The 24,673-nt window shown below is 74.2% G+C and carries 22 protein-coding genes; 13 read left to right on the top strand and 9 right to left on the bottom strand.

Annotated features, from left to right (window positions below; translation table 11 throughout):
• Positions 1 to 3: 3 nt before the first annotated feature.
• Positions 4 to 429, bottom strand: coding sequence for a TIGR03668 family PPOX class F420-dependent oxidoreductase (locus Pdca_RS15030; RefSeq protein ID WP_085912105.1), 426 nt, complete (start codon positions 427 to 429; stop codon positions 4 to 6).
• A gap of 83 nt (positions 430 to 512) precedes the next feature.
• Here Pdca_RS15030 and Pdca_RS15025 point away from each other — a divergent pair, with 83 nt between their 5' ends.
• The 3 genes from Pdca_RS15025 to Pdca_RS15015 all read left to right on the top strand — a co-directional run bounded on the left by Pdca_RS15025 (position 513) and on the right by Pdca_RS15015 (position 2,419).
• Positions 513 to 1,499 (top strand): pirin family protein, encoded by a 987-nt coding sequence (locus tag Pdca_RS15025; RefSeq protein WP_085912106.1) that lies wholly within the window; start codon positions 513 to 515, stop codon positions 1,497 to 1,499.
• Positions 1,500 to 1,586: 87 nt separating this feature from the next.
• Positions 1,587 to 1,940 carry an ArsR/SmtB family transcription factor gene (locus Pdca_RS15020; protein WP_085912107.1) on the top strand — a complete coding sequence of 118 codons (354 nt, stop codon included), beginning with the start codon at positions 1,587 to 1,589 and terminating at the stop codon, positions 1,938 to 1,940.
• Positions 1,937 to 2,419, top strand: a complete 483-nt coding sequence (locus Pdca_RS15015) for an SRPBCC family protein (protein ID WP_085912108.1) — start codon at positions 1,937 to 1,939, stop codon at positions 2,417 to 2,419. Before Pdca_RS15020 ends, Pdca_RS15015 begins: the two co-directional genes overlap by 4 nt.
• Here Pdca_RS15015 and Pdca_RS15010 read toward each other — a convergent pair.
• Positions 2,383 to 3,411, bottom strand: a complete 1,029-nt coding sequence (locus tag Pdca_RS15010; protein ID WP_158092111.1) for an AraC-like ligand-binding domain-containing protein — start codon at positions 3,409 to 3,411, stop codon at positions 2,383 to 2,385. The two genes, Pdca_RS15015 and Pdca_RS15010, sit on opposite strands and share 37 nt — an antisense overlap.
• 93 nt (positions 3,412 to 3,504) lie before the next feature.
• On the opposite strand from Pdca_RS15010, the gene Pdca_RS15005 reads away from it, so the two are divergent.
• From Pdca_RS15005 to Pdca_RS14990, 4 genes are read left to right on the top strand one after another with little or no spacing between them, the layout of a single operon-like run.
• Positions 3,505 to 4,458: a VOC family protein gene (locus tag Pdca_RS15005; protein ID WP_085912110.1), complete on the top strand. Its 954-nt coding sequence runs from the start codon at positions 3,505 to 3,507 to the stop codon at positions 4,456 to 4,458.
• Positions 4,458 to 5,102, top strand: coding sequence for an alpha/beta hydrolase (locus Pdca_RS15000; protein ID WP_085912111.1), 645 nt, complete (start codon positions 4,458 to 4,460; stop codon positions 5,100 to 5,102). Before Pdca_RS15005 ends, Pdca_RS15000 begins: the two co-directional genes overlap by 1 nt.
• 9 nt (positions 5,103 to 5,111) lie before the next feature.
• A complete protein-coding gene (locus tag Pdca_RS14995; RefSeq protein ID WP_085912112.1) occupies positions 5,112 to 8,216 on the top strand; it encodes a DEAD/DEAH box helicase in 3,105 nt (1,034 codons plus the stop codon).
• Positions 8,209 to 9,063, top strand: coding sequence for an SWIM zinc finger family protein (locus Pdca_RS14990; RefSeq protein WP_085912113.1), 855 nt, complete (start codon positions 8,209 to 8,211; stop codon positions 9,061 to 9,063). Before Pdca_RS14995 ends, Pdca_RS14990 begins: the two co-directional genes overlap by 8 nt.
• A 131-nt stretch (positions 9,064 to 9,194) precedes the next feature.
• Here the strand turns inward: Pdca_RS14990 and Pdca_RS14985 are convergent, their stop codons facing one another.
• Positions 9,195 to 9,527 carry a DUF3817 domain-containing protein gene (locus Pdca_RS14985; protein WP_085912188.1) on the bottom strand — a complete coding sequence of 111 codons (333 nt, stop codon included), beginning with the start codon at positions 9,525 to 9,527 and terminating at the stop codon, positions 9,195 to 9,197.
• Positions 9,528 to 9,694: 167 nt separating this feature from the next.
• Here Pdca_RS14985 and Pdca_RS14980 point away from each other — a divergent pair, with 167 nt between their 5' ends.
• The 3 genes from Pdca_RS14980 (at position 9,695) to Pdca_RS14970 (ending at position 12,819) form a co-directional block, all read left to right on the top strand.
• Positions 9,695 to 10,612, top strand: a complete 918-nt coding sequence (locus tag Pdca_RS14980) for a TIGR03854 family LLM class F420-dependent oxidoreductase (protein WP_085912114.1) — start codon at positions 9,695 to 9,697, stop codon at positions 10,610 to 10,612.
• Between the two features lie 103 nt (positions 10,613 to 10,715).
• Positions 10,716 to 11,234 (top strand): DUF309 domain-containing protein, encoded by a 519-nt coding sequence (locus Pdca_RS14975; RefSeq protein WP_085912115.1) that lies wholly within the window; start codon positions 10,716 to 10,718, stop codon positions 11,232 to 11,234.
• 61 nt (positions 11,235 to 11,295) lie between these two features.
• On the top strand, positions 11,296 to 12,819 hold the full coding sequence (locus tag Pdca_RS14970) for a GDSL-type esterase/lipase family protein (RefSeq protein WP_085912116.1): 1,524 nt from the start codon (positions 11,296 to 11,298) through the stop codon (positions 12,817 to 12,819).
• A gap of 182 nt (positions 12,820 to 13,001) precedes the next feature.
• Here Pdca_RS14970 and Pdca_RS14965 read toward each other — a convergent pair whose 3' ends face one another.
• The 3 genes from Pdca_RS14965 to Pdca_RS14955 all read right to left on the bottom strand — a co-directional run bounded on the left by Pdca_RS14965 (position 13,002) and on the right by Pdca_RS14955 (position 16,256).
• Positions 13,002 to 14,105 carry a dipeptidase gene (locus Pdca_RS14965; protein WP_085912117.1) on the bottom strand — a complete coding sequence of 368 codons (1,104 nt, stop codon included), beginning with the start codon at positions 14,103 to 14,105 and terminating at the stop codon, positions 13,002 to 13,004.
• A gap of 59 nt (positions 14,106 to 14,164) precedes the next feature.
• A complete protein-coding gene (locus Pdca_RS14960) occupies positions 14,165 to 15,289 on the bottom strand; it encodes an NDMA-dependent alcohol dehydrogenase (RefSeq protein ID WP_085912118.1) in 1,125 nt (374 codons plus the stop codon).
• A gap of 220 nt (positions 15,290 to 15,509) precedes the next feature.
• Positions 15,510 to 16,256 carry a decaprenylphospho-beta-D-erythro-pentofuranosid-2-ulose 2-reductase gene (locus Pdca_RS14955; RefSeq protein ID WP_085912119.1) on the bottom strand — a complete coding sequence of 249 codons (747 nt, stop codon included), beginning with the start codon at positions 16,254 to 16,256 and terminating at the stop codon, positions 15,510 to 15,512.
• 168 nt (positions 16,257 to 16,424) lie between these two features.
• Between Pdca_RS14955 and Pdca_RS14950 the strand changes: the two genes are divergently transcribed.
• The 3 genes from Pdca_RS14950 (at position 16,425) to Pdca_RS14940 (ending at position 18,883) form a co-directional block, all read left to right on the top strand.
• Positions 16,425 to 17,132 (top strand): siderophore-interacting protein, encoded by a 708-nt coding sequence (locus tag Pdca_RS14950; protein ID WP_085912120.1) that lies wholly within the window; start codon positions 16,425 to 16,427, stop codon positions 17,130 to 17,132.
• 33 nt (positions 17,133 to 17,165) lie between these two features.
• The gene (locus tag Pdca_RS14945; RefSeq protein ID WP_085912121.1) at positions 17,166 to 18,014 is read left to right on the top strand and encodes a shikimate dehydrogenase; all 849 of its coding nucleotides are present in this window, start codon (positions 17,166 to 17,168) and stop codon (positions 18,012 to 18,014) included.
• A gap of 68 nt (positions 18,015 to 18,082) precedes the next feature.
• Positions 18,083 to 18,883 (top strand): methyltransferase domain-containing protein, encoded by an 801-nt coding sequence (locus Pdca_RS14940; protein ID WP_085912122.1) that lies wholly within the window; start codon positions 18,083 to 18,085, stop codon positions 18,881 to 18,883.
• Positions 18,884 to 18,886: 3 nt separating this feature from the next.
• Here the strand turns inward: Pdca_RS14940 and Pdca_RS14935 are convergent, their stop codons facing one another.
• The 3 genes from Pdca_RS14935 to Pdca_RS37560 all read right to left on the bottom strand — a co-directional run bounded on the left by Pdca_RS14935 (position 18,887) and on the right by Pdca_RS37560 (position 24,620).
• Complete coding sequence (locus tag Pdca_RS14935) at positions 18,887 to 19,606, bottom strand: TetR/AcrR family transcriptional regulator C-terminal domain-containing protein (protein ID WP_158092112.1); 720 nt, start codon at positions 19,604 to 19,606, stop codon at positions 18,887 to 18,889.
• Positions 19,607 to 19,719: 113 nt separating this feature from the next.
• The gene (locus Pdca_RS14930) at positions 19,720 to 20,700 is read right to left on the bottom strand and encodes an ABC transporter substrate-binding protein (protein ID WP_085912124.1); all 981 of its coding nucleotides are present in this window, start codon (positions 20,698 to 20,700) and stop codon (positions 19,720 to 19,722) included.
• Complete coding sequence (locus tag Pdca_RS37560; protein ID WP_085912125.1) at positions 20,697 to 24,620, bottom strand: ABC transporter ATP-binding protein; 3,924 nt, start codon at positions 24,618 to 24,620, stop codon at positions 20,697 to 20,699. The genes Pdca_RS14930 and Pdca_RS37560 overlap by 4 nt, the downstream gene beginning before the upstream one ends.
• Positions 24,621 to 24,673: the final 53 nt, after the last annotated feature.

The raw sequence follows: 24,673 nt of genomic DNA, 5'->3' as shown, positions 1-24,673 counted from the left end.
GGATCAGTGCGCGGACCAGCCGGTCCAGCGGGTCGGGGTCAGCACGAGCACGTCCCCGTCGGGCGGCTCGGCCGCGTAGGGCGGGTACTTCGCCGCCAGGGCCGCGATCGCGCGCTCGTGGATCTCCCCGCGGGTGTGCAGCTCGGCGACGGCGTCCACCCGCACCCACCACAGCTGCGACCAGTCGTCGTCGTAGTGGTCGGCGAGCAGTCCCACCCGCGGATCGGCGGCGATGTCGCGCAGCCGGGCCAGCCGGGTGTGCCGTTTCGCCTTGACCCGATCGACCACGGACACCAGCACGTCGTCGACCAGCGCGAACGTGATGGGGACCAGCCGTGGGGTGCCGTCGGCGGGCCGGATCGTGGCGAGCCGCGCGACCCGGGCGGAGGCGAGCAGCTCCCCGGCGGTGGACTGCGACAGTGCGGGCATCACCGGTCAGTCTGGCCGCCCGGGAACAGCAGCGCTACCCTTATTGTTGAGCGTTCAACCGACACCGACCCCCGGAGGATCCGATGCCCGCCGTCACCGTCACCGACGTCAGCACGTTGCCCCGCGTCCCCGCGCCGGGCCCGACCGACCTCGATCGCGGGGTCCGCTCGGTCACCACCGCCCCGAAGGGCTACGAGGGCGAGGGCTTCCCGGTCCGCCGCGCCTTCCAGGGTGTCGACCTGCGCGACCTCGATCCCTTCCTGCACATGGACCAGCTGGGCGAGGTCGAGTACGCGCCGGGCGAGCCGAAGGGCACCTCCTGGCATCCGCACCGCGGCTTCGAGACCGTCACCTACATCATCGACGGCACCTTCGAGCACGGTGACTCGCACGGCGGTGGCGGCACCATCACCAACGGCGACACCCAGTGGATGACGGCCGGCTCCGGCCTGCTGCACATCGAGCGTCCACCGGAGGCACTGGTCCGCAGCGGCGGGCTGTTCCACGGCCTGCAGCTCTGGGTGAATCTGCCGAAGAAGGACAAGTGGCTGCCGCCGAAGTACCAGGACCTGCGCGCCGCGGAGTCCGGCCTCGTCGCGAGCCCGGACGGCGGCGCACTGCTGCGGGTGATCGCCGGTGACGTCGCCGGGATCTCCGGCCCGGGCGCGACGCACACCCCGATGGCGATGGTGCACGCGACCGTCTCCCCCGGCGGCGAGCTGCGCCTGCCGTGGCCGCGCGAGTTCAACGCACTGGTCTACGTCATGAGCGGCTCCGGCACGGTCGGCGCCGATCGGCGGCCGATCCGGACCGGGCAGCTCGCCGTGTTCGGCCCGGGCGACGCGATCACCATGGGCGGCAACGTCTCCCAGGAGTCCCGCCATCCCGCGTTCGACGTCGTCGTGCTCGGCGGGCTGCCGATCCGCGAGCCGGTGGCGTGGGCCGGACCGTTCGTGATGAACACCAAGGCCGAGGTGCACGAGGCGTTCGAGGACTACCAGCGCGGACGGCTCGGCGTCGTCCCCTCGGACTACGTGCCGCACGGCTCGCTGCCCGGCTCCTTCAGCTGATCCGCCGTCGTTCAACCTGAGGGTTGAATACGAGCCGGTCCTCCGTTAGCGTCCTATTCAACCGAAAGGTTGAGCAAGGAGGGGAACGTGGAGGACCGGCTCTCGAGGGTGTTCGCCGCGCTGGCGGACCCGCTGCGTCGCGACATGGTGGCCCGGCTGGCCACCGACGACGCGACGGTGAACGAGCTCGCCGAGCCCTACGACGTCTCCCTGCAGGCCGTGTCGAAACACATCAAGGTCCTCGAGGACGCGGGGCTGGTCCGGCGCAGCCGGCAGGCCCAGCGGCGTCCGGTGCATCTCGAGGCGGAGGTGTTCGACCTGATGACGGCCTGGATCGAGCGGTACCGGCGGCAGGTCGAGCAGCGCTACCAGCGCCTCGACGAACTGCTGGCGGACGAGGCGCCGGGATCCACCGGCACGAGCGAGGGAGCAGCGTCATGAGCACGACCACCCGTGAGACCAGCATCGAGTCCGTCCGGGATCTTCCGATGGTCCGGATCACCCGGGAGTTCGACGCCCCGCCGGAGCGGGTCTTCGACGCGCACGTCGACGTCGAGAAGGTGCGGCGCTGGCTCGGCCCGCGCAACCTGACGATGACCGTGCAGCGGTGGGACGCCGAGACCGGTGGCGGTTACCGCTACACGCACACCGACGCCGACGGCGAGTACCGCTTCTACGGGTCCTTCCACGAGGTCCGGCCGTCCGAGCGGATCGTGCAGACCTTCACCTTCGAGGGTTTCCCGGACGGCGTCTGCCTGGAGACCCTCACCCTGACCGCACTCGACGGCGGCCGCACCCGGCTGGTCGGCACGTCGCTGTTCGAGTCGTTCGAGGCCCGCGACGCGATGCTCGCCTCCGGCATGGAGGTCGGCGTGAACGAGGGCTACGAGCAGCTCGACGAACTGCTCACCGCGGGCTGAGCGGCGGCGCGTTCCCGGTAGGCGGCCGGGGTCAGTCCGGTCTCCCGCTTGAACACCTGCCCGAAGTGCGAGGGGCCGCGGAAGCCCCAGCGGGCACCGATCGCCGCCGCGGGCATCGCGGCCGCCGCCGGATCGGCCAGATCGCGCCGGCACATCTCGACCCGGCGCGACCGGATCCAGGACGCCGCACTGGTGCCGGTCCCGGCGAACAGGTTGTGCAGGTGGCGCGCCGAGACGTAGTGCGCGGCGGCGATCCCGGCGGGGCTCAGGTCCGGATCGCCGAGCCGGGCGTCGGCGTAGGCCTTGATCCGGTCCAGCAGGTCGCACCGCGGCTGCGGCTCGGCGCCGGCGGCCGACCGCAGCAGCACCCCGATCAGATCCATCACACCGCGCATCGCCAGCGGGCCGTGCGCGCCGAGCGTCGGCAGATTCCGGTTCAGGCTGATCACGGTGTCCCACACCGTGGCCGGCAGGCCCGGCCGGTAGTCGAACGCGGTGCCGGTGATCCCGGCCAGCGACTCGCCGCCGCGCGGCTCGACCCGGTCGTGCGCGAAGCGCACGCACAGCGCCCGGTAACCGTCGCCGGCCTCCACCCGGACCGGGCGGGACGCGTCGTAGAGGGCGTAGCGGCCCGGTCCGAGCACGGCGGTGCGGCCGTCCTGGGTGATCCGGGCCCCGCCGGCGAGCTGCAGGCCGAGCACGTAGCACCCGGTGTCGGCGGCGGCGATCTCACCGGCGTCGCGGTCCGCGGCGTGCCCGGCGCCGGCGAGCGTCACCAGATCCACGCCGTCCGCCGAACGGGTCCCGACCGACCCGGTGAACACGTGCGGGCGCTCGCACTCGAAGCCGAACCCGGCGATGCCCTCGCGGACCGCGGCCGTCCACGGGACGAAGCGTTGCTCGGCCCCGATGGCCGGGACGGCGGCGGCGAGATCGGTCGTCATCACCCGGTGCCCCACGATCGCCCACGGTAGCCCGCCGTGCACGGACACGACAGGTTCCTGCGCTGCCTGCCGATGCGCACCGGGCCTCCGGGTTCCTACCGTCGGAACCGACCGATCCGGCGACGCAGCGGAGGTTCCACCATGGCCCATGTCGAGGGCTCGCACCACGTGACCCTGTCCGTGGGACACGCCCAGGAGGACGTGGACTTCCACGTGAAGATCCTGGGCATGCGCTTCATCAAGCGCACCGTGCTCTTCGACGGGTCGCTGCCGATCTATCACCTCTACTACTCCAACGCCGACGGCGACCCGTCGAGCGTGGTCACCACGTTCCCGTGGGCGCAGGCAGGCCAGTTCGGCACCCGCGGCACCAACCAGGCCCGTGAGGTCCTGCTGTCGGTGCCGGAGGGCTCGCTGGACTTCTGGTCGCACCGGCTCGCGACGCACGACGTCGAGGTGACCGACGTGGAGCGGTTCGACCGCAGGCGGCTGGCGTTCCGGCACCCGTCCGGTATCGAGTACGTGTTCGTGCCGAACACCGGTGACCCGCGGACCGGCCATGCCGGGCACGGCGTCCCGCCGGAGCACGCGATCCACGGCATCCACGGCGTCGGGCTGCACGTGACCACGCCGGACCGGATGGTCGAGTTCGCCGACGAGTCGTTCTTCGCCCAGGGCGCCCCGGTCGAGGAGGGCGACGTCGCCGCTCTGCGGATCGGCGACGCGAAGTTCGGCAACCACCTGGAGATCACCGTCAACCGGCGGGACGACCAGGGCACCTGGCGCTACGGCGCGGGCACCCACCACCACTTCGCGTGGAACGTGTCCGACCTGCGCAACCAGGACGACGTGAAGTTCGCGATCGAGGGCGCAGGCTACACCGACATCTCCGAGCTCAAGGACCGCAAGTACTTCAAGAGCGTCTACGTCCGGACGCCCGCCGGGGCGCTGTTCGAGCTCGCCGTCACCCACCCGGAGGGCGGCTGGACCTGCGACGAGTCCCCGCACGAGCTGGGCAGCCGGTTCCAGCTCCCCGAGCAGTTCGAGCACCGGCGCGAGGAGATCTTCGGCAAGCTCGAGCCGATCGTCATCTGATGCTCCGCTGGGGCGATCCGGACGCCCCGGTCGCGGTGCTGGCCCTGCACGGGCGGGGCCGCGACCCGGCGGACATGCGGGCGACGGCGACCCGGTTCGGGCCGGTCCCGGCGCGGTTCGTGGCGCCGCGTGCGGACGGCGCGTCCTGGTACCCGAAGCCGTTCCTGGAGCCGTTCGAGCAGAACCGGGCCGCGCTGGAGAGGGCGCTCGGCGTGGTCGACGACCAGCTGGCCCGGCTCGCCGAGGACGGCTACGACCGGGACCGGGTGGTGCTCTGGGGTTTCTCCCAGGGCGCCTGCCTGGCCGCGCACCACGTGCTCACCCGGCACACCGCCCCGCTCGCCGGGCTGGTGCTGTTCACCGGCGGTTTCGTCGGTCCGGACCCGCTGCCGGCGCCGCCCGCCGGATCCCTCGCCGGGACCCCGGTGGTGCTGCGGTCGATCGCCGACGACCCGTGGGTGCCGCGGTGGCGGGTCGAGGAGACCGCCGCGCTGCTCACCGCAGGCGGGGCGGCGGTGGATCTGCGGATCGAGCCCGGGGACGAGCACGTGATCACCGACGAGGCGTGCGGGGCGGCCGCGGGGCTCCTGCGTGGGTCCGCCGCGGACCTCCTGCGTGGGTTCACTGTCGGGGGTGGCCTCTAGCGTGGGGGTGTGCTCGTCGTCCACGCCCTCCACTCCCCCGGCCGCGGTGTGCTGCTCTGGGCGGAGGACGGGGAACGTCCCGCCCGCAGCAGCCGGCGTGCGCTGCGCACCGCCCGCCCGCACCCGTTCGCGGTGCCGTCCGACGAGCTGGCCGCGGTGCACCCGGGCCGCAACGCCTCGGTCACGGTGCTGCTGCCCTCCCATCCCGCCGGCCCGCAGGACTCCCCCGGTCTCGTCCGGTCGACGGCCAGGGCTCGCTCCCGCAGCACCCCCACGCTGGCGCCGTGGACGGTCCCGGCGGTGCTGGTCGACCCGTCCGAGCTGACCGACCTGTCGGCCGACGTGCGCTACGGCGACGACGTCACCCACCTCGCCGAGCTGGTCGCGTTCGCCGAGGAGCTGGCCGCCCGCGGGCGGGTGCTGCCGGTGCTGCGCACCGAGTCCGGCCGGCCGGCGGCGCGCTGGCGGCCGGTGGTGCAGGGGCTCGACGCCCTCGCGCGGGCCGATCTGGTGCGCCGGCTGCCACCGGTGGCGCGCGCCGAGCAGCGGCGGCCGGGCGATGTCTCCGGCGTCGATCCGGACGAGCTGGTCGACTCCGCGCTGGCCCGGTTCACCGACACCGCGGTCCGCGAGCGGCTGGGCCGGTCCCCGTCGATGCCGGTGCCGCTGCCGGCGCGGCCGGACTCGGCGGCGGCGCTGCTGCACGCGCTGAGCGGCCCGGATCCGGCGGTCGCCGCCGGGGCGGAAGGGCTCGGTGTGCTGCGCGACGCGCTCGACGAGTGGGCGCAGGTCGGCCGCGAGCAGCCCGGCGCCGGGACGGTCCTGTTCCGGCTGGCCGAGGTCTCCTCGATGCACGACCCGGCCGATCCCGGGCCGGACGTGCTGGACCAGACCGGTGACGGCACCCGCTGGGAGCTGCAGTTCGTGCTGCAGTCCACCGAGGATCCGAGCCTGCAGGTCGACGCCGCCGACGTCTGGTCGGGCGCGGCCGACGAGCTGGTCACCGGCGCACAGGACGTGCTGCTCGCCGAGCTGGGCCGGGCCGCGCAGGTGCTCCCGGGGCTGGTCCGGGCGCTGCGCAGCCCTCGCCCGGCGGAGCTGGCGCTCGATGTCGAGGGAGCGCACCGGTTCCTCACCCGGGATGCTCCGGCGCTGCTGACCGCCGGCTTCGGCGTCGCGCTGCCGCGCGGCTGGGACGGCGCGCGCACGCTCGGGCTGAAGCTGTCGGCGTCGTCGTCGGCGGCACCCGGCGTGGTCACCCGGGGCGGGTTGGGCCGCGACGAGCTCGCTACCTTCCGCTGGTCGATCGCGGTCGGCGACGACGAGCTGGGCGAGGAGGAGATCGCCGCGCTGGTCGCCGCGAAGGCGCCGCTGGTCCGGCTGCGCGGGCGCTGGGTCGCGGTGGATGCCGACGCGCTGGCCCGCGGCCTGGACTTCCTGCGCCGCTCGCGGGACCGCACGCCGACCGTGCACGACGTGCTGGCCGCCGCCCGCGGCGACGTCGACGCCCCGCTCCCGGTCACCGACGTGCAGGCCCACGGCCGGCTCGGCGAGCTGCTCGACGGGACCGCGGAGCGCGATCTGGAGCCGCTGCCGTCGCCACCGGGGTTCACCGCGCAGCTGCGCCCCTACCAGGAGCGTGGGGTCGCGTGGCTGGCGTTCCTGTCGTCGCTCGGGCTGGGCGCCTGCCTGGCCGACGACATGGGCCTCGGCAAGACCGTGCAGCTGCTCGCCCTGGAGGCGCACGACCGGGCCCCCGGCGACGGCGTGCCCGGGGCGCCGACGCTGATCGTCTGCCCGATGTCGATGGTCGGCACCTGGCAGCGGGAGGCCGCCCGGTTCGCCCCGGATCTGCGGGTGCACGCCCACCACGGCGCCGGCCGGCCCCGCGGGTCGGCGCTGCACGAACGGCTCGGCGCGGTGGACCTGGTGGTCACGACCTACGCCACCGCCACCCGCGACGCCGAGGACCTGCGGCTGTGGCGGTTCCACCGGCTCGTCCTCGACGAGGCCCAGATGATCAAGAATGCGTATGCCGCGGCGTCCCGCACGATGCGCTCGCTCGACGCGGCGCACCGGATCGCGCTGACCGGCACCCCGATGGAGAACCGGCTGGCCGAGCTGTGGTCGGTGATGGACTTCCTCAATCCCGGCATGCTCGGGCTGCCGGAGGTGTTCCGGCAGCGCTTCGCGGTGCCGATCGAGCGGCACGGCGACGCCGGTGCCGCGCGCACGCTGCGCCGGATCACCCGCCCCTACCTGCTGCGCCGGGTCAAGACCGATCCGACGGTGATCGACGACCTGCCGGAGAAGATCGAGATCGTGCAGGACCACCGGCTCACCCGGGAGCAGGCGTCGCTGTACCGCACGGTCGTCGACGACATGATGGAGCGGATCGAGGGCAGCGACGGCATCGAGCGCCGCGGCAACGTGCTCGCGGCGATGAGCAAGCTCAAGCAGGTCTGCAACCATCCCGCCCAGCTGCTGCACGACGGCTCGCCGATCCACCGGGTGGGTGGGCGGCACCGCTCCGGCAAGGTCGCCCGGCTGGAGGAGATCCTGGAGGCGGTGCTCGCCGCGGGCGACAAGGTGCTGCTGTTCACCCAGTACACCGAGTTCGCGGCGATGCTGCGCCCGCACCTGTCGGCGCGCTTCGACACCGAGGTGCTCTACCTGCACGGCGGCACGCCGAAGAAGCGGCGCGACGAGATGGTCGCCCGGTTCCAGGGCCCCGACGGGCCGTCGGTGTTCCTGCTCTCGCTCAAGGCCGGTGGCACCGGGCTCACGCTGACCGCCGCGAACCACGTGATCCACCTGGACCGCTGGTGGAACCCTGCGGTCGAGGACCAGGCCACCGACCGCGCCTTCCGGATCGGCCAGAAGCGTTCGGTGCAGGTCCGCAAGTTCGTCTGTCCGGGCACCGTCGAGGAGCGCATCGACACCCTGGTGGCCTCCAAGCGGTCGCTGTCGGACATGGTCGTCACCGACGGCGAGGACTGGCTGACCTCGCTGTCGGTCGGCGAGCTGCGCGAGGTGTTCGCGCTGGGCGCGGACGCCGTCGCCGATCCGGAGTCCGACACCGACACCGACCCGGGGGGTGTGTCCGATGAGTGACCGGCCGTTCTGGGCGCAGGAGGACTACGCCGGTGGCCGCCCGATCCGGGTGGAGGGCGGCATCCGGATCCATGCACCGAAGCATGCGGTCGCCCGCAGCTGGTGGTCCGCCCGGTTCCTGTCCGTGCTGGATCAGCTCGGTGTCGGCGGGCGGCTGTCCCGTGGCAAGACCTACGCGCGTTCCGGGCAGATCGTGTCGCTCGACATCGACGCGGGCGCCGCCGTCGCGCTGGTCCAGGGCACCCGGCCACAGCCCTATCGGGTGCGGATCGGCTTGCGGGTCTGGGACAAGCCCGAGTGGCGCCGGGTCGAGGAGGCCCTCGCGGCCGACGCCTGGTACGCGGCGGCGCTGCTCGCCGGGACGGTGCCGACCGAGATCGAGGAGCTGCTCGGCGAGCTGGGGATGTCGCTGTTCCCGGAGCCGGGCAACGATCTGTCGCAGGACTGCTCCTGCCCGGATGTGACCGTGCCGTGCAAGCACCTGGCCGCGGTGTTCTACCTGCTTGCCGAGCGCTGCGACACCGATCCCTTCACCCTGCTGACGCTGCGCGGACGTGACCGGGCGGCGCTGCTGGAGCGGCTACGCGAGGAGCGCGACCGGGCAGCCGGCACGGCCGCAGCGCCCGCTGCGGTGGCGCTCGCCGACCGGCTGGACGACTTCTGGTCGGCACCCACCACGGGGACCGTGCCACCCCGGCCGCCGGAGACGGAGCCCGGAGCTGTGCTCGACCAGGTGCCCGAGCCCGGGCTGCGGGCCGGCCGCGATCGGCTGACCGATGCGCTGCGGCCGATCTACGCGACGCTGGCTGATCCGGAGGGCGGGACGGAACGGGTCGGAAACGTGTGAGGGCCCGGCCGCTGTGATCACCACGGCCGGGCCCTCGTCCCGAACTGACGCGCCGCTCCCACCACGAAGCGACAACGCTGAAGTTAGCTCAGGCTTACCTATCGCGTCAAGAGGTGACCCTGAGCCGTGGCTCAACCGGCGAGCTGTCGGACCCGGTCCGCGTCGAGCCGCCCGGTCCGTGCGACGTGCCGCTCGAACCAGATCGTCGTCAGCGGCGGGATGCTCGCGAGCAGGCCGACCGCGGTCGTCCACAGGTCCCAGCGGAACAGCCGCGCGGTCCACAGTGTGACCAGCACGTAGCCGACGAACAGCGCGCCGTGGATCGGGCCGAAGACCTGCACCCCGATCTCGCTGGTGCCCAGCACCCACTTGACGAACATGCCGACGAGCAGTCCGGTCCAGGACATCGCCTCGGCGATCGCGACGACCCGGAAGATCCGGGCGACGAGGGTCGGGTCGTTCATGCTGGCGTCCTCCGGGCGGGGATCGTCGACACGTGCGCCCTCCACTGTGCCGCATCCACCGCACGACCTTCTACCCGGCGTCGAAGCGGCCTCGGGGCCCGGTCGGCGATCGTGAGCAACCACCGGAAAGGGTGACCGGAAAGTGGTCGCGGCGTAACGTGGAGTGAGTGGTCGTTTCCCCGCACGGCAAGGTACGGATCGGCGTCGGATTGCTCGGGGCGCGCTCGCTCCCGGACCTGGGCACCGAGTTCGACGAGCTGCTCGACGCCCTCGACAAGTCCGCCGTGGACTCCCTCTGGCTCGCCGACCTGCCGTCCACGGGGGTGATCGAGGCGACCGTCGGCAGCACCTGGGCCGCCGCCCGCACCCGGCGGCTGAAGGTCGGCACCGGTCTGACGGTGCTTCCCGGACGCAACCCGATGCTGCTCGCCGCCGAGCTCGCCTCACTGGCGGTGCTCGCGCCGAAGCGGATCCTGCCGGTGTTCGGGATCCGCGCCGCGTCCCCGCACGACCGGCAGCTCTATCCGGTGCCGGGCCGGCTCGCCGCGGTGTTCGAGGAGTCGATCACGGTGCTCCGGCGGCTGCTCACCGAGGACTCGGTCACCCACCACGGCGAGTTCTTCACCCTCGACGACGCCACGATCGTGCCGCGCCCGGCGCAGCCGCTGGACCTGTGGTTCGGCGGCCGCGCGGACGCCGGTCTGCGCCGCGTCGGACGGCTCGCCGACGGCTGGCTGGCCAGCTTCCTCACGCCCGCCGAGACCGCCCGCGGCCGGGGGATCATCGAGCAGGCCGCCCGGGACGCCGGACGCACCATCGACGACGACCACTACGGCACGAACGTCTGGGTCGCCGTCCCCGGCACCGACATCGACGCCGCGCTGGCCCGCGCCGCCCTGCAACGCCCGGACATCGATCCCCGGGAGCTGGTCGGGATCGGCTGGGACGGGATCGCGGAGCTGATCCGGCGCCACGTCGAGGGCGGGCTCACCAAGTTCGTCGTGCGCCCGTCCGCTCCGATCGCCGACTGGGCCGGCTATCTCGACGAGTTCACCGCCGAGCTGGGCCCGCTCGAGTCCGGCTGATCAGCGGGCGCCCTCGGCGCCGGAGCCGCGGACCCGTCCGGCGCGGGAGGCGCTGCCCGGCACCGGCGTGCCCGGCGTGGCCGTGGATGGCAGGGTCGGAGCCATGACGACGACCCGCGACCGCGACGAGCGCGGCCGTGCCCGCAACGCCCGCCCCCGGGATGCCGCGGGCCGGCCGCTCCCGCACGGCACCGCAGGCGTCGACCGGGTGCCCGAGGATCTGGTGCTGCCGCCGGACGAGGCGGTCACCGAGGCGCAGCGGCTGCTCGACGAGGGTCTGCCGTTCCAGGCGCACGAGGTGCTGGAAGGCACCTGGAAGGACTGCGGCGACGACTGCCGCGAGCTCTGGCGGGCGCTGGCGCAGCTGGCCGTCGGGCTGACGCACGCCCAGCGCGGCAACGCGCGCGGCGCGGTCGCGCTGCTGCGCCGCGGCGTCGAGGGGATCCGCGTCTGGCGGGTGCTCGGCCGGGCCGCGCCCGCCGGGCTGGATCTGGACGCGGTGACCGCGCACGCCGAGCGCCTCGCCGACGACGTCGAGGCGGGCCACGACGCCGGGCCGGACCGGCTGCGTCCCCGGCTGCGCGGCGGTGCCGTCCGCCACCCGGACGGTGAGCGTCCGTGACGGGAGGCGACCGTCCGGGCACCATGTGGGACATGCTGCTCCCCGGTGCCCCCCGCTGACGGTGCCCGCCCGCTCCGCCGGCACGTCCTGGTTCCGCAGCCTGCTGCGCGAGGCCCGGTCGCTCCCGACCCTGTTGCTGCTCGCCCTGATCGCGGTCGTCGGTGTGCCACTGGTGATCATGGCGACGCCGGAGAACCAGGTCGAGGTGTTCGGCCAGGAGGTCGGCGTCGGTGCCAGGGTCCCGCCGCTCACGCTGTCCGGACCGGCCCAGATCGTGCAGCTCGGCAACGCCGAGTTCGATCTCGGCAGCGTGCAGGTCTACGGCCCGATCCGGCCGCGGCTGTCCATCGGCCCGCTGAAACGGCCCGATGACAACGGCCCGGTGCTCGGCCCGCACACCGTCGACGGCGCCGGTGACGCCGTCCGCACGCTCACCGACGGCTTCGCCACCTGGTACCTGTGGGGTGCTGCGGGCATGGTCGTCACGGCGCTGCTCGCCAGCGGGCTGATGGGCTGCGCGCGGCTGCTGGTCGCGCTGCGCCGGGCCCGGCGGGACGACAGCGAACCCGTGCACTGGGACGACCACGCCGGCCCGATCGGCCGGATGACGACGATCGCGGTGGCCGCGTCGGTGCTGCTGTGGGGCGGTGCCGGTGTCGCCGCCCTGCACGGGACGACGACCGGGCTCGCCTCGGTCACCTCGGTGACCGACCTGGTCGGGGCGTCGACGCTGACCCCGTCACCGGCCGGTCCGCCGATCACCGGCGTCACCGGCGCGGTGATCGGCGACTCCCGGGCCGCGCGGATCGGTGGCCCGCCGGTCGAGCAGCCGGACGGCACCGTCGCCCCGGACGACGCGGCCTGTGCCCGCAGCGCCGACTCGACGGCCGCCGAGCTCTCGCTGCTGCGCGGTGAGGACGTGCTCAACCTCGCCTGTGCCGGGGCGAGCATCGCGGACGGGCTGCGCGGGCCGCAGCTGCGCGACGGCGTCACCCTCGATCCTCAGGTCGGCCGGCTCAAGCAGGTGCAGGGGCTGCAGTGGGTGACCGTCGCGATCGGCCCGAACGACCTGGCGTGGTCGGACTTCCTGCTCTACTGCTACGGCTCCGAGACCTGCGACGACCGGCTCTCCGAGGGCGAGTTCGAATCCCGGCTGGCCGTCTTCGCCCGCGACGTGGGCGCGTTGTTCAACGACCTGGACGCGCTGCCCGGGGATCCGCGGATCGTCGTCACGCTGTCCTACGACCCGTTCCCGGCGACGTTCGACCCGGCGTGCAGCGACATGCAGGGCCCGCCCGGCACAGCCGGGCTGAACCAGGACAAGATCGACCTGCTGGCCGAGCGCAACCGCAGGCTCAACGACGTGCTGGCCGACGGCGCGGCCCGGTTCGGCTTCACCACCGCCGCGCCGAACCTGACCCCGCTGTGCGCGGTGTCCGCCGACCGGATGGGGCCGGACCTGCAGGGCCTGGACCGGCCGGACCCGTTCCACCCGACCGCGGTCGGGTCGCTGCGGATGGCCGCGTCGACGGCGACGGCGCTGGCGATCCCGCGTGAGGAGCCGGGGAGCACCGGCACCCCGTGACGCCCCCGGCTCGGCCCCGGGTGGCCGGGACCGCCGGAACATCGCCCAGGGCATCGGCCCGGGCATCGGCAGCGGCGGCGCCCGGAACCTCGGCAGCGGCCGTCGGCAGAATCCTGGGCAGCCCCCGGCAGAGGCCGTCGGCGGAATCCTGGGCAGCCCCCGGCAGAGGCACCGGCAGAGTCCTAGGCAGGGCCCTCGGCATAGTTGTCGGCAGAGTCGTCGGCGGAGCGCAGCACCCGCAGCGCATTGCGGCCGGCGAGCTTCGCGAGATCGTCACGGCTCCAGCCGCGGTCGGCGAGCGCGTCGAACAGCCGGGGATAGGTCGAGACGTCACCCAGCCCGTCCGGGAGTTCGGCGGTGCCGTCGAAGTCGCCGCCGATCCCGACGTGATCGATGCCCACCACCTCCCGCAGGTGCTCGATGTGCGCGACGACGTCGGCCAGATCGGCGCGCGGCTCCGGCGGCCCGTCCCAGGTGCGGGCGAACCGATCCCGGGCGGCGAGGTCGCGGTGGTCCGCGCCGGCGGCCGCCATCGCGGCGAGCAGCTCCCGGTCCCAGCCGGCGACCCGGCGCGACACGAAGCGGGGCACGAACGTCGCCATGCAGACCCCGCCGGCCCGCGCCATCGTCGCCAGCACGTCGTCGGGCACGTTGCGCGGGTGGTCGGTGACCTCACGGGCGCCGGAGTGGGTGAACAGCACCGGTGCGGTGGAGGCGTCGAGCGCGTCCCGCATCGTCGTCACCGCCACGTGCGAGAGGTCGACGATCATGCCGATCCGGTTCATCTCGGCGACCACCTCGCGGCCGAACGGGCTCAGCCCGCCGTGCCGCGGCTCGTCGGTGGCCGAGTCGGCCCAGTCGTTGTTCTCGTTGTGGGTCAGCGTCAGGTAGCGCACGCCGAGTACCCGCAGGGTGCGCAGCACGGCCAGCGAGTTGGCGATGCAGTGCCCGCCCTCGGCGCCCATCAGCGACGCGATCCGGCCGCCTGCGACGACCCGCTCGGCGTCGTCCGCCCCGTCGGCGAGCCCGAACGCGTCCGGGTATCCCGACGCCAGCCCGCGCACCCGGTCGATCTGCTCCAGCACCGCGGTGACCGCGCGATCGCCGGTGAAGGAGCCCGGGACGTAGACCGACCAGAACTGCGCCGCTACCCGGCCGGCGCGCAACCGGGGCAGGTCGGTGTGCAGCCGCGCGTCACCGCGGGCCAGGTCCGGTTCCGGCCCGTCGAGTTCGCGCAACGCCCAGGGAAGGTCGTTGTGCCCGTCCAGCAGCAGGAGATCGTCCACGCGCCCGAGTATGCGTCGGGCCCCGGTCCCGAAGGACCGGGGCCCTGACCGCACCGGGCTCAGTAGCGGATGACGCCGCGGATGTTCTTGCCTGCGTGCATGTCCTCGTAGGCCGTGGCGACCTGGTCGAGGGTGTAGGTGGCGGTGACCAGCTCGTCGAGCTTCAGCGCACCGGAGCGGTAGAGCTCCAGCTGACGCAGGATGTCCCAGTTCGGGTTGGACATACCGAACATCGCGCCCTGGATCCGCTTCTGGAACAGCGTGACGTCGGCCAGCGAGACCGGCAGCGGCTCGGTCGAGTTGATGTCGCCCAGCGCCGTGACGACGACGGTGCCCGCCTTGCGGATCGAGGCCATCGCCTGCCCGACGTGGTCGGGCTTGATCACGCCGACGGTGACGATCGTCTGGTCGGCGCCCTGGCCGTTGGTGAACTGCTTGGCCAGCTCGGTGGCCTCCTCCATCGTCTCCACCGCGTGGGTGGCTCCGAGCTGCTCGGCCTTCTCCCGCTTCAGCGCGATCGGGTCCACCGCGATGACGTTCGAGGCGCCCGCGTGCGACGCGCCCTGCACCGCGTTGATGCCGATGCCGCCGATGCCCATCACGATCGTGGTGTGGCCGGGCTGGACGCCGCCGGCGTTGACCGCGGAGCCCCAGCCGGTGCCGACGCCGCAGCCGACCAGGCAGGCGACCTCGAGCGGGATGTCGTCGGGCACCTTCACGCAGGAGTCCTCGGACACCAGCGTGGTCTCGCAGAACGTGGAGATCCCACACATCTGACCGACCGGGGTGCCGTCCTCGGCGAGCCGCAGGCGGGTGGTGTTCTCCTCCCAGCGGGTGCCCGCGAGCAGCCCGGCGCCCAGGTCGCAGAGGTTCTGCATGCCGCTGGCGCACCAGCGGCAGTGCCCGCACGATGGCAGGAAGGAGAAGACGACGTGGTCGCCCTCCTTGAGGCCCTTCTTGTTCGCGCCGGCCCTGGTCACGATGCCGGCGCCCTCGTGGCCCCCGGCGAACGGGTAGGTGCCGACCGGGATGTCGCCGGTGGCGATGTGGTCGTCGGAGTGACAGAGCCCCGACGCCACCATCTTCACCTCGATCTCGCCCGGGCGCGGGTCGTCGATCTCGAGATCCACGACCTCGAACTTGCCCGGTGCGCTCCGGACCACGGCTCCACGGGTCTGTGCCACTGTGCTCTCCTCCGACGACGCCGTCGTCGTCTTTGATCGATGCGGTCTTTGATCGATGCGGTCTCAGCTGGATGCTGTCTCAGCTCGATGTGGTCTCAGTTCGATGTGCTCTCAGCTCGGTCTGGTCTCAGCTCGATGCGCACGTGACGATATGACCTGGATCACGGGAGTGGAAGTGCCACACACCGATCGCGGAACATCATTGGTCCGTGGAACGTCGTCAGCGGGGCATCCGGCGCCACACCGCTCGGGGCAGTAGCCGCAGCACGAGGAACAGCAGCCGCAGGGTTCCGGGGACCCAGACGTCGGCGTTCCCGCGGCCTCGGCGCACGGCCGCGACCGTGGCGTCGGCGACCTGTTCCGGGGTGGACGACAACGGCGCCGGGCTCATCCCCTCGGTCATCCGGCCGACCACGAAGCCGGGCCGGATCAGCACCAGCCGCACCCCGCTGCCGTGCAGCGCATCGGCGAGCCCGGACGCAAATCCGTCGAGGCCGGATTTCGCACTGCCGTAGACGTAGTTCGCCCGCCGCACCCGCACGCCGGCGACCGAGGAGTAGACGACCAGCGTGCCGCTCCCCTGCTCGCGCAGCACCTGCGCCAGCTCGGTCAGCACGTGCACCTGGGCGAGGTAGTCGGTGTGCACGATCGCCGCGGCGTGTGCCGCGTCGGTCTCGGCGCGGGCCTGGTCGCCGAGGATCCCGAACGCGACGACGGCGACGTCGATCCGGCCGTGCCGGTCCCGCACGTCGTCGATCAGCGGGCGGTGCGAGGCGAGATCGTCGGCGTCGAACTCGGCGGTCTCCACCCGGGCGCCCGCCGCGGCCACCCGGGCCGTCTCGTCGTCCAGCTCACCGGCCCGGCGCGCGGCGAGCACCACAGTGCCCGCCTCCCGACCGGCGAGCCGCTGCGCGACCGCCAGCCCGATCTCGCTCCGTCCGCCCAGCACCAGCACCGTTCCGCTCACCCGCGCAGCCTGCCACCCGCTGACCCGGGCCCCGCCTCGCGGGGACCGGCCCGCCGCGGTCCGGGGCCGACCGCTCCTCCTCCCACATCGGCCGGTTCGCGGTCGTTGTTGGCCACCTACCGCCGCCCGACCGACTTAGGGTGACCTCATACGACGAACGGAGGCCCCGTGGGAATCGCGACACGCCTGGTCGATCTGGCCGGAGACGCACTGCTGACGGCGTCGGAGGTCACCCGGGTCGAGCGGATCGCTCCCGACCTGGTGCGGGTCGGTCTGCGCGCCGAGGCCTTCCGCGGTGTGCGCTGGACCCCCGGAGCGAAGATCCAGATGCGGCCGCGGCGCGGTGCGCTGCAGTTGCGCACCTACACCCCGATCCGCTGGGACACCGACGACGGCGACACCGAGCTCGTCGCCTTCACCCACGGCGACGGGCCGGCCTCGACCTGGTTCGACCGGGTGCGCCCGGGTGACTCCTGTGAGCTGATCGGCCCGCGCCGGTCGATCGACCTGCCGTCGCTGACCGGGCCGGTGGTGGCGGTCGGCGACGAGTCGTCGGTCGCGCTGGCCTGCGCGCTGCGCACGGTGCACCAGGATGCGACGACCGTGTTCGAGGCGGGCCACCCGGAGCAGCTGTCGGTGGCGCTGTCCGGGCTCGGGCTGGGCGACGCCGTCGTCGTGCCGCGCGCCGCCGACCGCACCGAGCTGGTCGAGCGGACCCGTGCGGCGGTGGCCGCCACGCCCGGCGGCGACCTGCTCGTCACCGGCGACGCCGCGACCCTGCACCACCTGCGGCGGACCGCCCGGCGGTGGGAGGTCCCGCCGCGCCGGATCACCGGCCGCGCGTACTGGGCGGCCGGGCGGACCGGGCTGGACTGAACCGGCGCCGGGCCGGCAGGGATACTCACAGAGGTGACCACCTCCGCCCCACCCGGACGCCGCGCCGCGGTGCTCGGCTCGCCGATCGCGCACTCGCTGTCCCCCGCCCTGCACAACGCGGCCTACGCCGCGCTCGGCCTGGCGGACTGGCACTACGACCGGTTCGAGGTGGACGAGTCCGCCCTGGCCGGGTTCGTCGCGGGCCTGGGCCCGGAATGGGTCGGGCTGTCGCTGACCATGCCGCTCAAGCGGGTGCTGCTCGACGTCGCCGACACCGTCTCCCCCGGTGCAGCCGCGATCGGCGCGGGCAACACGCTGGTGTTCACCGACGAGGGCAGCACCGCGCACAACACCGACGTCACCGGGATCGCCGAGTCGCTGCGCGCTGCAGGGGCGGGCACCGGGCGCGCGGTGATCCTCGGCGCCGGCGGGACCGCGCAGGCCGCACTGGCCGGGCTGCACGACCTGGAGGCCGAGGAGATCGACGTACTGGTCCGGGACGCGGGCCGGGCCGGTGACCTGCAGGACACCGCCGCCCGGCTCGGCTCGGAGACCCGGGTGCACGCGGTGCTCGAGGACCCGGTAGCGGCCGCGACACTGCTGGAGGGGGCCGACGTCGTCGTCTCCACGCTGCCCGCCGGCGCCGCCGACGCGCTCGCCGGCGCGCGCTGGCAGCCCGGCACCGTGCTGCTCGACGCGGTGTACGCGCCGTGGCCGACCGTCGTCGCCGCCGGTGCCGCCGCGGCCGGGGCGACGATCGTGTCCGGCCTGGAGATGCTGCTGCAGCAGGCCGTCGCGCAGGTGGAGCTGATGACCGGCCGGGCGGGCCCGGAGCCCGCGATGCGTGAGGCCCTGGAGGCCGCGGTGCTCGCCCGGAGCTGAGCCCGGCCGGACACCGCGGGGGCACTCCGGGTCCGCCGAGCGCGGTGGTGTCGGGCAGGGTGGCCGGTATGCCGCCGCACGACACCTACACCCACGGCCATCCCGAGGTCGTCGTCCGTTCGCACGCAGCCCGGACCGCGGAGAGCTCCTGCGGGTACCTGCTGCCGTACCTGACGTCGGGCACCACGCTGCTCGACGTCGGGTGCGGACCGGGCAGCATCACCGTCGACCTGGCGGCGCGGGTCGCGCCCGGCCGGGTCCGCGGCGTCGAGCTGGTCCCGGAGCCGCTGGATCAGGCCAGGGCCGACGCCGCCGAGCGCGGCGTGACCGTCGAGTTCGCCGTCGACGACGCCTACGCGCTGTCCGATCCGGACGACACCTGGGACGTCGTGCACGCCCACCAGGTGCTGCAGCACGTCTCCGATCCGGTCGCCGTGCTGCGCGAGATGCGCCGGGTGACCCGCCCGGGCGGGCTGGTCGCCGTCCGGGACGCGGACTACGCGGGCTTCCACTGGTGGCCGCACGATCCGATGCTGGACCGCTGGCTGGAGCTCTACCGGGCGGTCGCCCGCGGCAACGACGCCGAACCCGACGCCGGACGACGGCTGCTGGGCTGGGCACACGCCGCCGGGTTCACCGAGGTGGTCCCGTCGGCCGCCGTCTGGTGCTACGCGACGCCGGACCAGCGGGCCGCCTGGGGCGGCATGTGGGCGGACCGGATCCACACCGGCGTCGGGCGGATGGCCCTCGACCGGGGCCTCGCCGAGCCGGCCGAGCTGACCGCGATCTCGGACGCCTGGCGGGCCTGGACCGCGCATCCGGACGGCTGGTTCGTGGTGCCGCACGGCGAGCTGCTCTGCCGGGCCTGAACCTCAGGGGATCCGGGCGCCCAGCCAGAGCAGCAGCATCTCCACGTGACCCTCGAAGCGCTCGTCGGCGGTGGCCGGCGAGACGTTCCCGAGCGACCGCAGATGCGGCAGCGCGTCGTCGCTGAGGGCCGCCCGGGTCACCGGGGTCGTCTGCTCCGGCGGGCCGTGCCCGGGGTCCGCCGCGGCGGCCCTGCTCTCCCACTCCTCGATCTCGGCGAACCCGGCGACGGTCCCGACGATCAGGTCGCAGCCGCGCCCGACGTCCCCGGCCGGGAGCCCCGCCGCGAGCAGGAACCCGGCGAGGGAGTCCATGTTGCGCAGCGCCGCGGCGCGCACCTGATCGTCCATCGGGGTGGACGCGACGATCCGCAGCAGCACCGGATACCGCCGGTACCAGGCCCGCAGCTCGCGGCAGAAACCGGCGAGCCCGTCCGCCCAGCGTTCCGGGTCGTGCGGTCCGCCGGGCCACTCCCGGGACGCGACCGCGACCGCGGCGACCAGCGCGTCGTCCCGGTCCCGGACGATCTTGTACAGCGCGCGCGGGGTCACGGCGAGCCGGTCGGCCAGCGACCGCATGGTCACCCGGTCCGCTCCCCGGCCGGTGGCCTCCTCGAGCACGGCGCGGCCGATCCGTTCCCGGGTCAGCGTGGGCTCGCCCTTCGGTGGCCTGCCGATCCGCCGGGCGATGCCCGGGGGCGGGCCGGACGTCGGGAGATCGGTCACCGGGTCACGGTATCGGCGGCGGAGCGGCCCGACACCCCCGCGGGTTCCCTGGCGCCACCGGTCCCGTACCGCCGTCCCGGCCCGCGCTGATCGGGCGGGTGCGCCGGTCGGGCTCATCCCGCCGCGGCCGCCAGCGGCGCGTCGAGCTGCTCCAGCCCCCAGCGCAGGCCCAGCACCGACGGTGACCGCAGGGCGGTAGCGGTGATCATGTCCATGGTGTGCACCTGCCCGTCCGGTGCCAGGGTCGCGGCCCGCGGGTCGGTGAGCAGCGGCTCGGCCGCCGCCGGATCGGGGGCGACGACGATCACCAGGTCGGCGGCCAGTTCGGTGAGCTGCTCCGGCCCGAGCGCGACGATCCCCGAGCCGGGTGCCGACTCCGGTCGCCCGGCGAGGGTGTCCGGCAGGCGCAGGCCCAGCTCGCCGAGCACGACGGTCAGGAAGTCGTCCCCGGAGACCAGCGTGCCGAGCGCGGACGGCGACTGGATCACCGAGAAGCTGAACGTGCGGCCGTCGAGCCCGGGATACCGGTCGCGCAGCGCGGTGATCGCCCCGGTGGTCTCGGCGACGGCGGCGTCCGCGGCGTCGGGCCTGCCCAGCGCCGTGCCGACGGCGACGGTGCGGTCCTCCCAGCGGTCGGCGACCGGATCGGTCAGGTGCGCCAGCACCGGCACCCCGATCCGGGTCAGCGACTCGTGGGCCTGCGGGGTGAGCGCCGCCCCGGTACCCAGCACGAGATCGGGCCGGGCCGCGGCGACGGCCTCGGTGTCGATCGTGAAGTCCGGTGCCCCGGGGATGAGCGTGACCTGCGGGCCGAGCCGCCCGGCGAGCCACGGCAGGTCGCCGTCGGGTGCGTAGAACGGTGTCACCACCGCGACCGGCGTGACCCCGACGGCGAGTGCGGCGTCGGCGTCGGCGACGCTCAGCGCGACCACCCGGGACGGCTCGGCCGGAACCTCTGCGACGCCGTACGCGTGCGGCACGGTGACCGGGAAACCGGGCCCGGCGGCGGGCGCCGGCTCCGGCGCGGCCGCGGCACCGCAGGACGTGGTCAGCAGCAGGACGGCCAGTGCGGCCGCGCGGATCACCCGGTTCACCGGGCACCTCCCGTGATGGTGGACAGCGGCGCCGCGGGTGCGGACGCCGCGAGCAGCCGCCGGTAGACGGGGCTGGTCTCGACGAGCTCGTCGTGCGTCCCGGCGGCGTCGATCCGGCCGCCGTCGAGGACGGCGATGTGGTCGGCAGCGCGGACGGTGGACAGCCGGTGCGCGACGACGATCACCGTGCGGCCCCGGGCCAGCCGGGACAGTGCCTGCTGGATCCGGACCTCGGTCTCGGCGTCGACCGAGGCGACCGCCTCGTCGAGCACCAGCACCGGAGCGTCCTTGAGCAGTGCCCTGGCGATCGACAGCCGTTGCCGCTGGCCACCGGACAGGTCGGCGCCGCCCTCGCCGAGCACGGTGTCGAGGCCGTCCGGGAGCGCGTCGACGACATCGGTGCAGTCGGCGGCCGCCAGCGCCGCGGCGATCTCCTCGTCGGTGGCACCGGGGCGGGCCGGCGTCAGGTTCTCCCGGACGGTTCCGGGGAACAGGTAGACGTCCTGGAACACCGTGGTGACCAGCGCCGTCGCACCGGCCGAGCCGAGCTCGCGCAGGTCGGCGCCACCGATCCGGACCGAACCGGAGTCGACGTCCCAGAACCGGGCGACCAGGTTCGCGACCGTGCTCTTGCCCGCACCGGACGGCCCGACCAGCGCCGTCACGGTCCCGGCCGCGGCACGCAGCGAGACCCCGTGCAGCCCGCCGCCGGAGCCGTCGTAGCGGAAGCCGACGTCGTGCAGTTCCACGTCGGTGCCGGCGGCGACGGCGGGTGCCGACGGTTCCGGCAGCACCGGCTGCTCCCAGATCTCGGCGATCCGGCGGGCGATCTGCTGCTGGGTGCGCCGGTAGCCGGCGAGCGCCGCGATCTCACCGAGCGGCTGGTAGAGCACCAGCGACAGCACCAGGAACAACAGCAGTGTCCCGGCCCCGACCCCGCCCGCGGCGTAGAGCGTTGCGCCGGTGACGATCAGCGCCACCAGGCCCAGCTCCAGCGCGACCGAGCCGAGCGCCACCGCCGGGGTGGCCCGCACCGACATCGCGATGCTGGTCCGGCGCAGGTCCTCGACCGCGTCGCGGTAGCGGAGCGCGACCGCCGAACCGGGATAGGCGCGCAGCACCGCGGTGCCGCGCACGTGGTCGAGCAACCGGCTGGTGGCCGCCGACCGCGCCTCGCCGACCGGCCCCATCACCTGCCGGTACACCCGGTCCGACAGCACCGTGCAGGCCGCGAACAGCGGTACCCCGGCGAGTGTCGCCAGTGCCAGCCGCCAGTCCACCAGCAGCAGGACGACGGTCGCGTACAGCGGGGTGATCACCGCGCCGGCGATCTGCTGCGGGGTGTTCTGGAAGTCCAGCATGACGGTGTCGTTGGCGACGGTGGTGGTGATCCGGCCGTTGTCGAGCCGGCTCAGCGTGCCCAGCGGCACGGACCGCAACCGGTCCAGCATGGACAGCTGCAGATCGACCTTGGCCCGGGTGGCGATCCGCCAGACGAGCTGGTTCGCCGCGTTGTTCGCGAGCAGCCGGACCGCCAGCAGCACCACCAGCGCCGTCGAGACGGCGGCGACCGTGCCCGTCGTCAGCGTGCCCTGCACCGCGGCCAGCAGCACGAGATAGACCGCCGCGACCGGCGCCCCGCGGAACAACCCCTCCAGCATCAGCCGGACGGCGCCGGCGCCGCGCAGCCGCGGCCACCACCGGCCGAGCAGCGCGACCCACTGACGCGGGAACGACAGTCCGGCCACGCCGGGGCGGACGATGCCGGCCGCAGCCGCCGACCACGCCCGGCCGTCGGGGTCGCCCGAGTTCAGCGGGGCAGCAGCGGCGGCCCCGGCCGAGCCGGCCGCCCCGACCGCTCCGGCCGCCACAGCAGCTCCGGCCGCACCCCCCGGTGCGGCCGCCGCCACCCTCCCGCGCGTGCCATCCGATCCCGCTCCCGCCGCCCCGGCCGCACCGGCTCCGCCACCCGCTCCGGCCGCGCCGACCGCTCCAGCACCGCCACCCGCTCCGGCCGCGCCGACCGCTCCAGCACCGCCACCCGCTCCGGCCGCGCCGACCGCTCCAGCACCGCCACCCGATCCCGCCGCGTCGACCGGTCCCGCCGCGCCACCGCGACCGGCCGTGTCGCTGCTCGGATCGGTCTCCGCCGCGGCGAGCCGCCAGCCGGCGCCGTCCTGGTAGGCGTTCCAGAGCGCCCGGTACCGCGGCGAGCTCCCGACGAGCTCGGCGTGCGGCCCCGCCGCGAGGATCCGGCCGCCGTCCACCACGACGACCGCGTCGGCGTCGACCACGGTCTGCAACCGGTGCGCGACCACCAGAACGGTCCGCCCGCGGGCCAGCTCGCGCACCGCGGCGAGGGTCGCGCGCTCGTTCTCGGCGTCCAGGAACGCGGTCGCCTCGTCGAGCACCACCACCGGTGAGGCCTTCAGCAGGGCCCGGGCCACCGAGATGCGCTGCCGCTGACCGCCGGAGAACCGGACGCCGCCGGACCCGGGCGTGGTGTCCCATCCCTGCGGCAGCGCGTCGGCGAACTCGTCCACCCTGGCCGACCGGCCCGCCTCGCGGACCTCGTCGTCGGTGGCGTCCGGACGCCCGATCCGGATGTTCTCCAGCACCGAGGCGTCGAAGACGTGGTCGTCATGCCCGACCACGGACACCAGCCGGGCCAGCTCGTCGGGGGCGATGTCGCGGACGTCGACGCCGCCGATCCGGACGGCACCGGCGGTGACGTCGGCGAACCGGGCGACCAGCCGGGCCAGCGTGGACTTCCCGGCCCCGGTCGGGCCGACCAGCGCGGTGACCCGGCCGGCCGGGACCAGCAGGTCCACCTCCGTCAGCACCGGGCGGTCCGGGTCGTAGCCGAAGGTGACGCCGTCGAACTCGACGTCCGGCCCGGCCGGGCCGGGCTGCGGGCTGCGCGGACGCTCCGGCGCGGGCAGCTCGGGCTCCGCCAGCAGCGCGCCGATCCCGGCGGTCGCCATCTGCACCCGGTAGCCGAGCGTGGCCAGCGTGCCGATGAACGCGATCAGCGGCGTGGCATAGCCGAGGCCGAGCAGCAGGAAAAGGGCCAGCGTGGCGAGATCGACCCGGCCCTCGACGAAGCCGGCCCCGGCCACCGGGAGCAGCAGCGCGATCGGTAGGCCGGTCGCCACCATCAGCGCCGACGCCAGCCAGCGGACCGGGCTGCGCAGCGGCGCGTCCCCGGCGTGCACCGCACGGTCCAGCGCACCGGTCAGCCGGTCGTCGCCGTCGACCCGGCGGAACGCCCGCACCACCTTCATCCCGTCCAGGAACCCGACGACCGTGCGGTTGAGCTCGGTCATCGAGGCCATCTGCTCGGCGCTGGAGCGGCGCGCCAGCGCCGAGGCGATCCCGCCGATCAGCAGCAGCAGGACCAGCGCGAGGAACGCGAGCAGCCCGAGCCGCCAGTCCACCGCGAACAGCAGAGCGGTGGTCGCGACCGGAACGGCGGCGGCAGCCACCACGTCCGGCACCCCGTGGGCGAGTGCCTCCTCCAGCTGCTCGACGTCGTCGTGCAGGGTCTTCTTGAGTTCTCCGGCCGGGCGGGCGATCGCCCGGCCCAGTGGGATCCGGTCCAGCCTGCCGACCAGCGCCAGCCGCAGATCGGCCAGCGCACCGTACGCCGCGAGATGCGCCACGTGCGCGGACAGCGCTCCCGCCGCCGCCTTCACCAGCAGCGCGACCGCGGTCCAACCGGCGATCACCGGCACCCGCCCGGGATCCGGGGCGCCTCCCCCGAAGAGCTCCACGGCGACCAGGTACACCGCGACGTACGGGACGAGCCCGGCCGCGGCCGAGGTGACCGCGAGGGCCGCGGAGAGCACCAGTGCCGGTCGCCGACGGCGCACGACGGCGCCCACCGACGGAGCTGGTCCGGGAGGGGATCCGGTTGTCATGCGGTCACTGTCGACCCCTGCTCCAATAAAGTCAACCAGTGTGTACTTATTTG

The organism is Pseudonocardia autotrophica, from assembly GCF_003945385.1.
In the GTDB taxonomy this organism is placed as follows: domain Bacteria; phylum Actinomycetota; class Actinomycetes; order Mycobacteriales; family Pseudonocardiaceae; genus Pseudonocardia; species Pseudonocardia autotrophica.
This window is presented reverse-complemented; position numbering and strand designations above follow the sequence as displayed.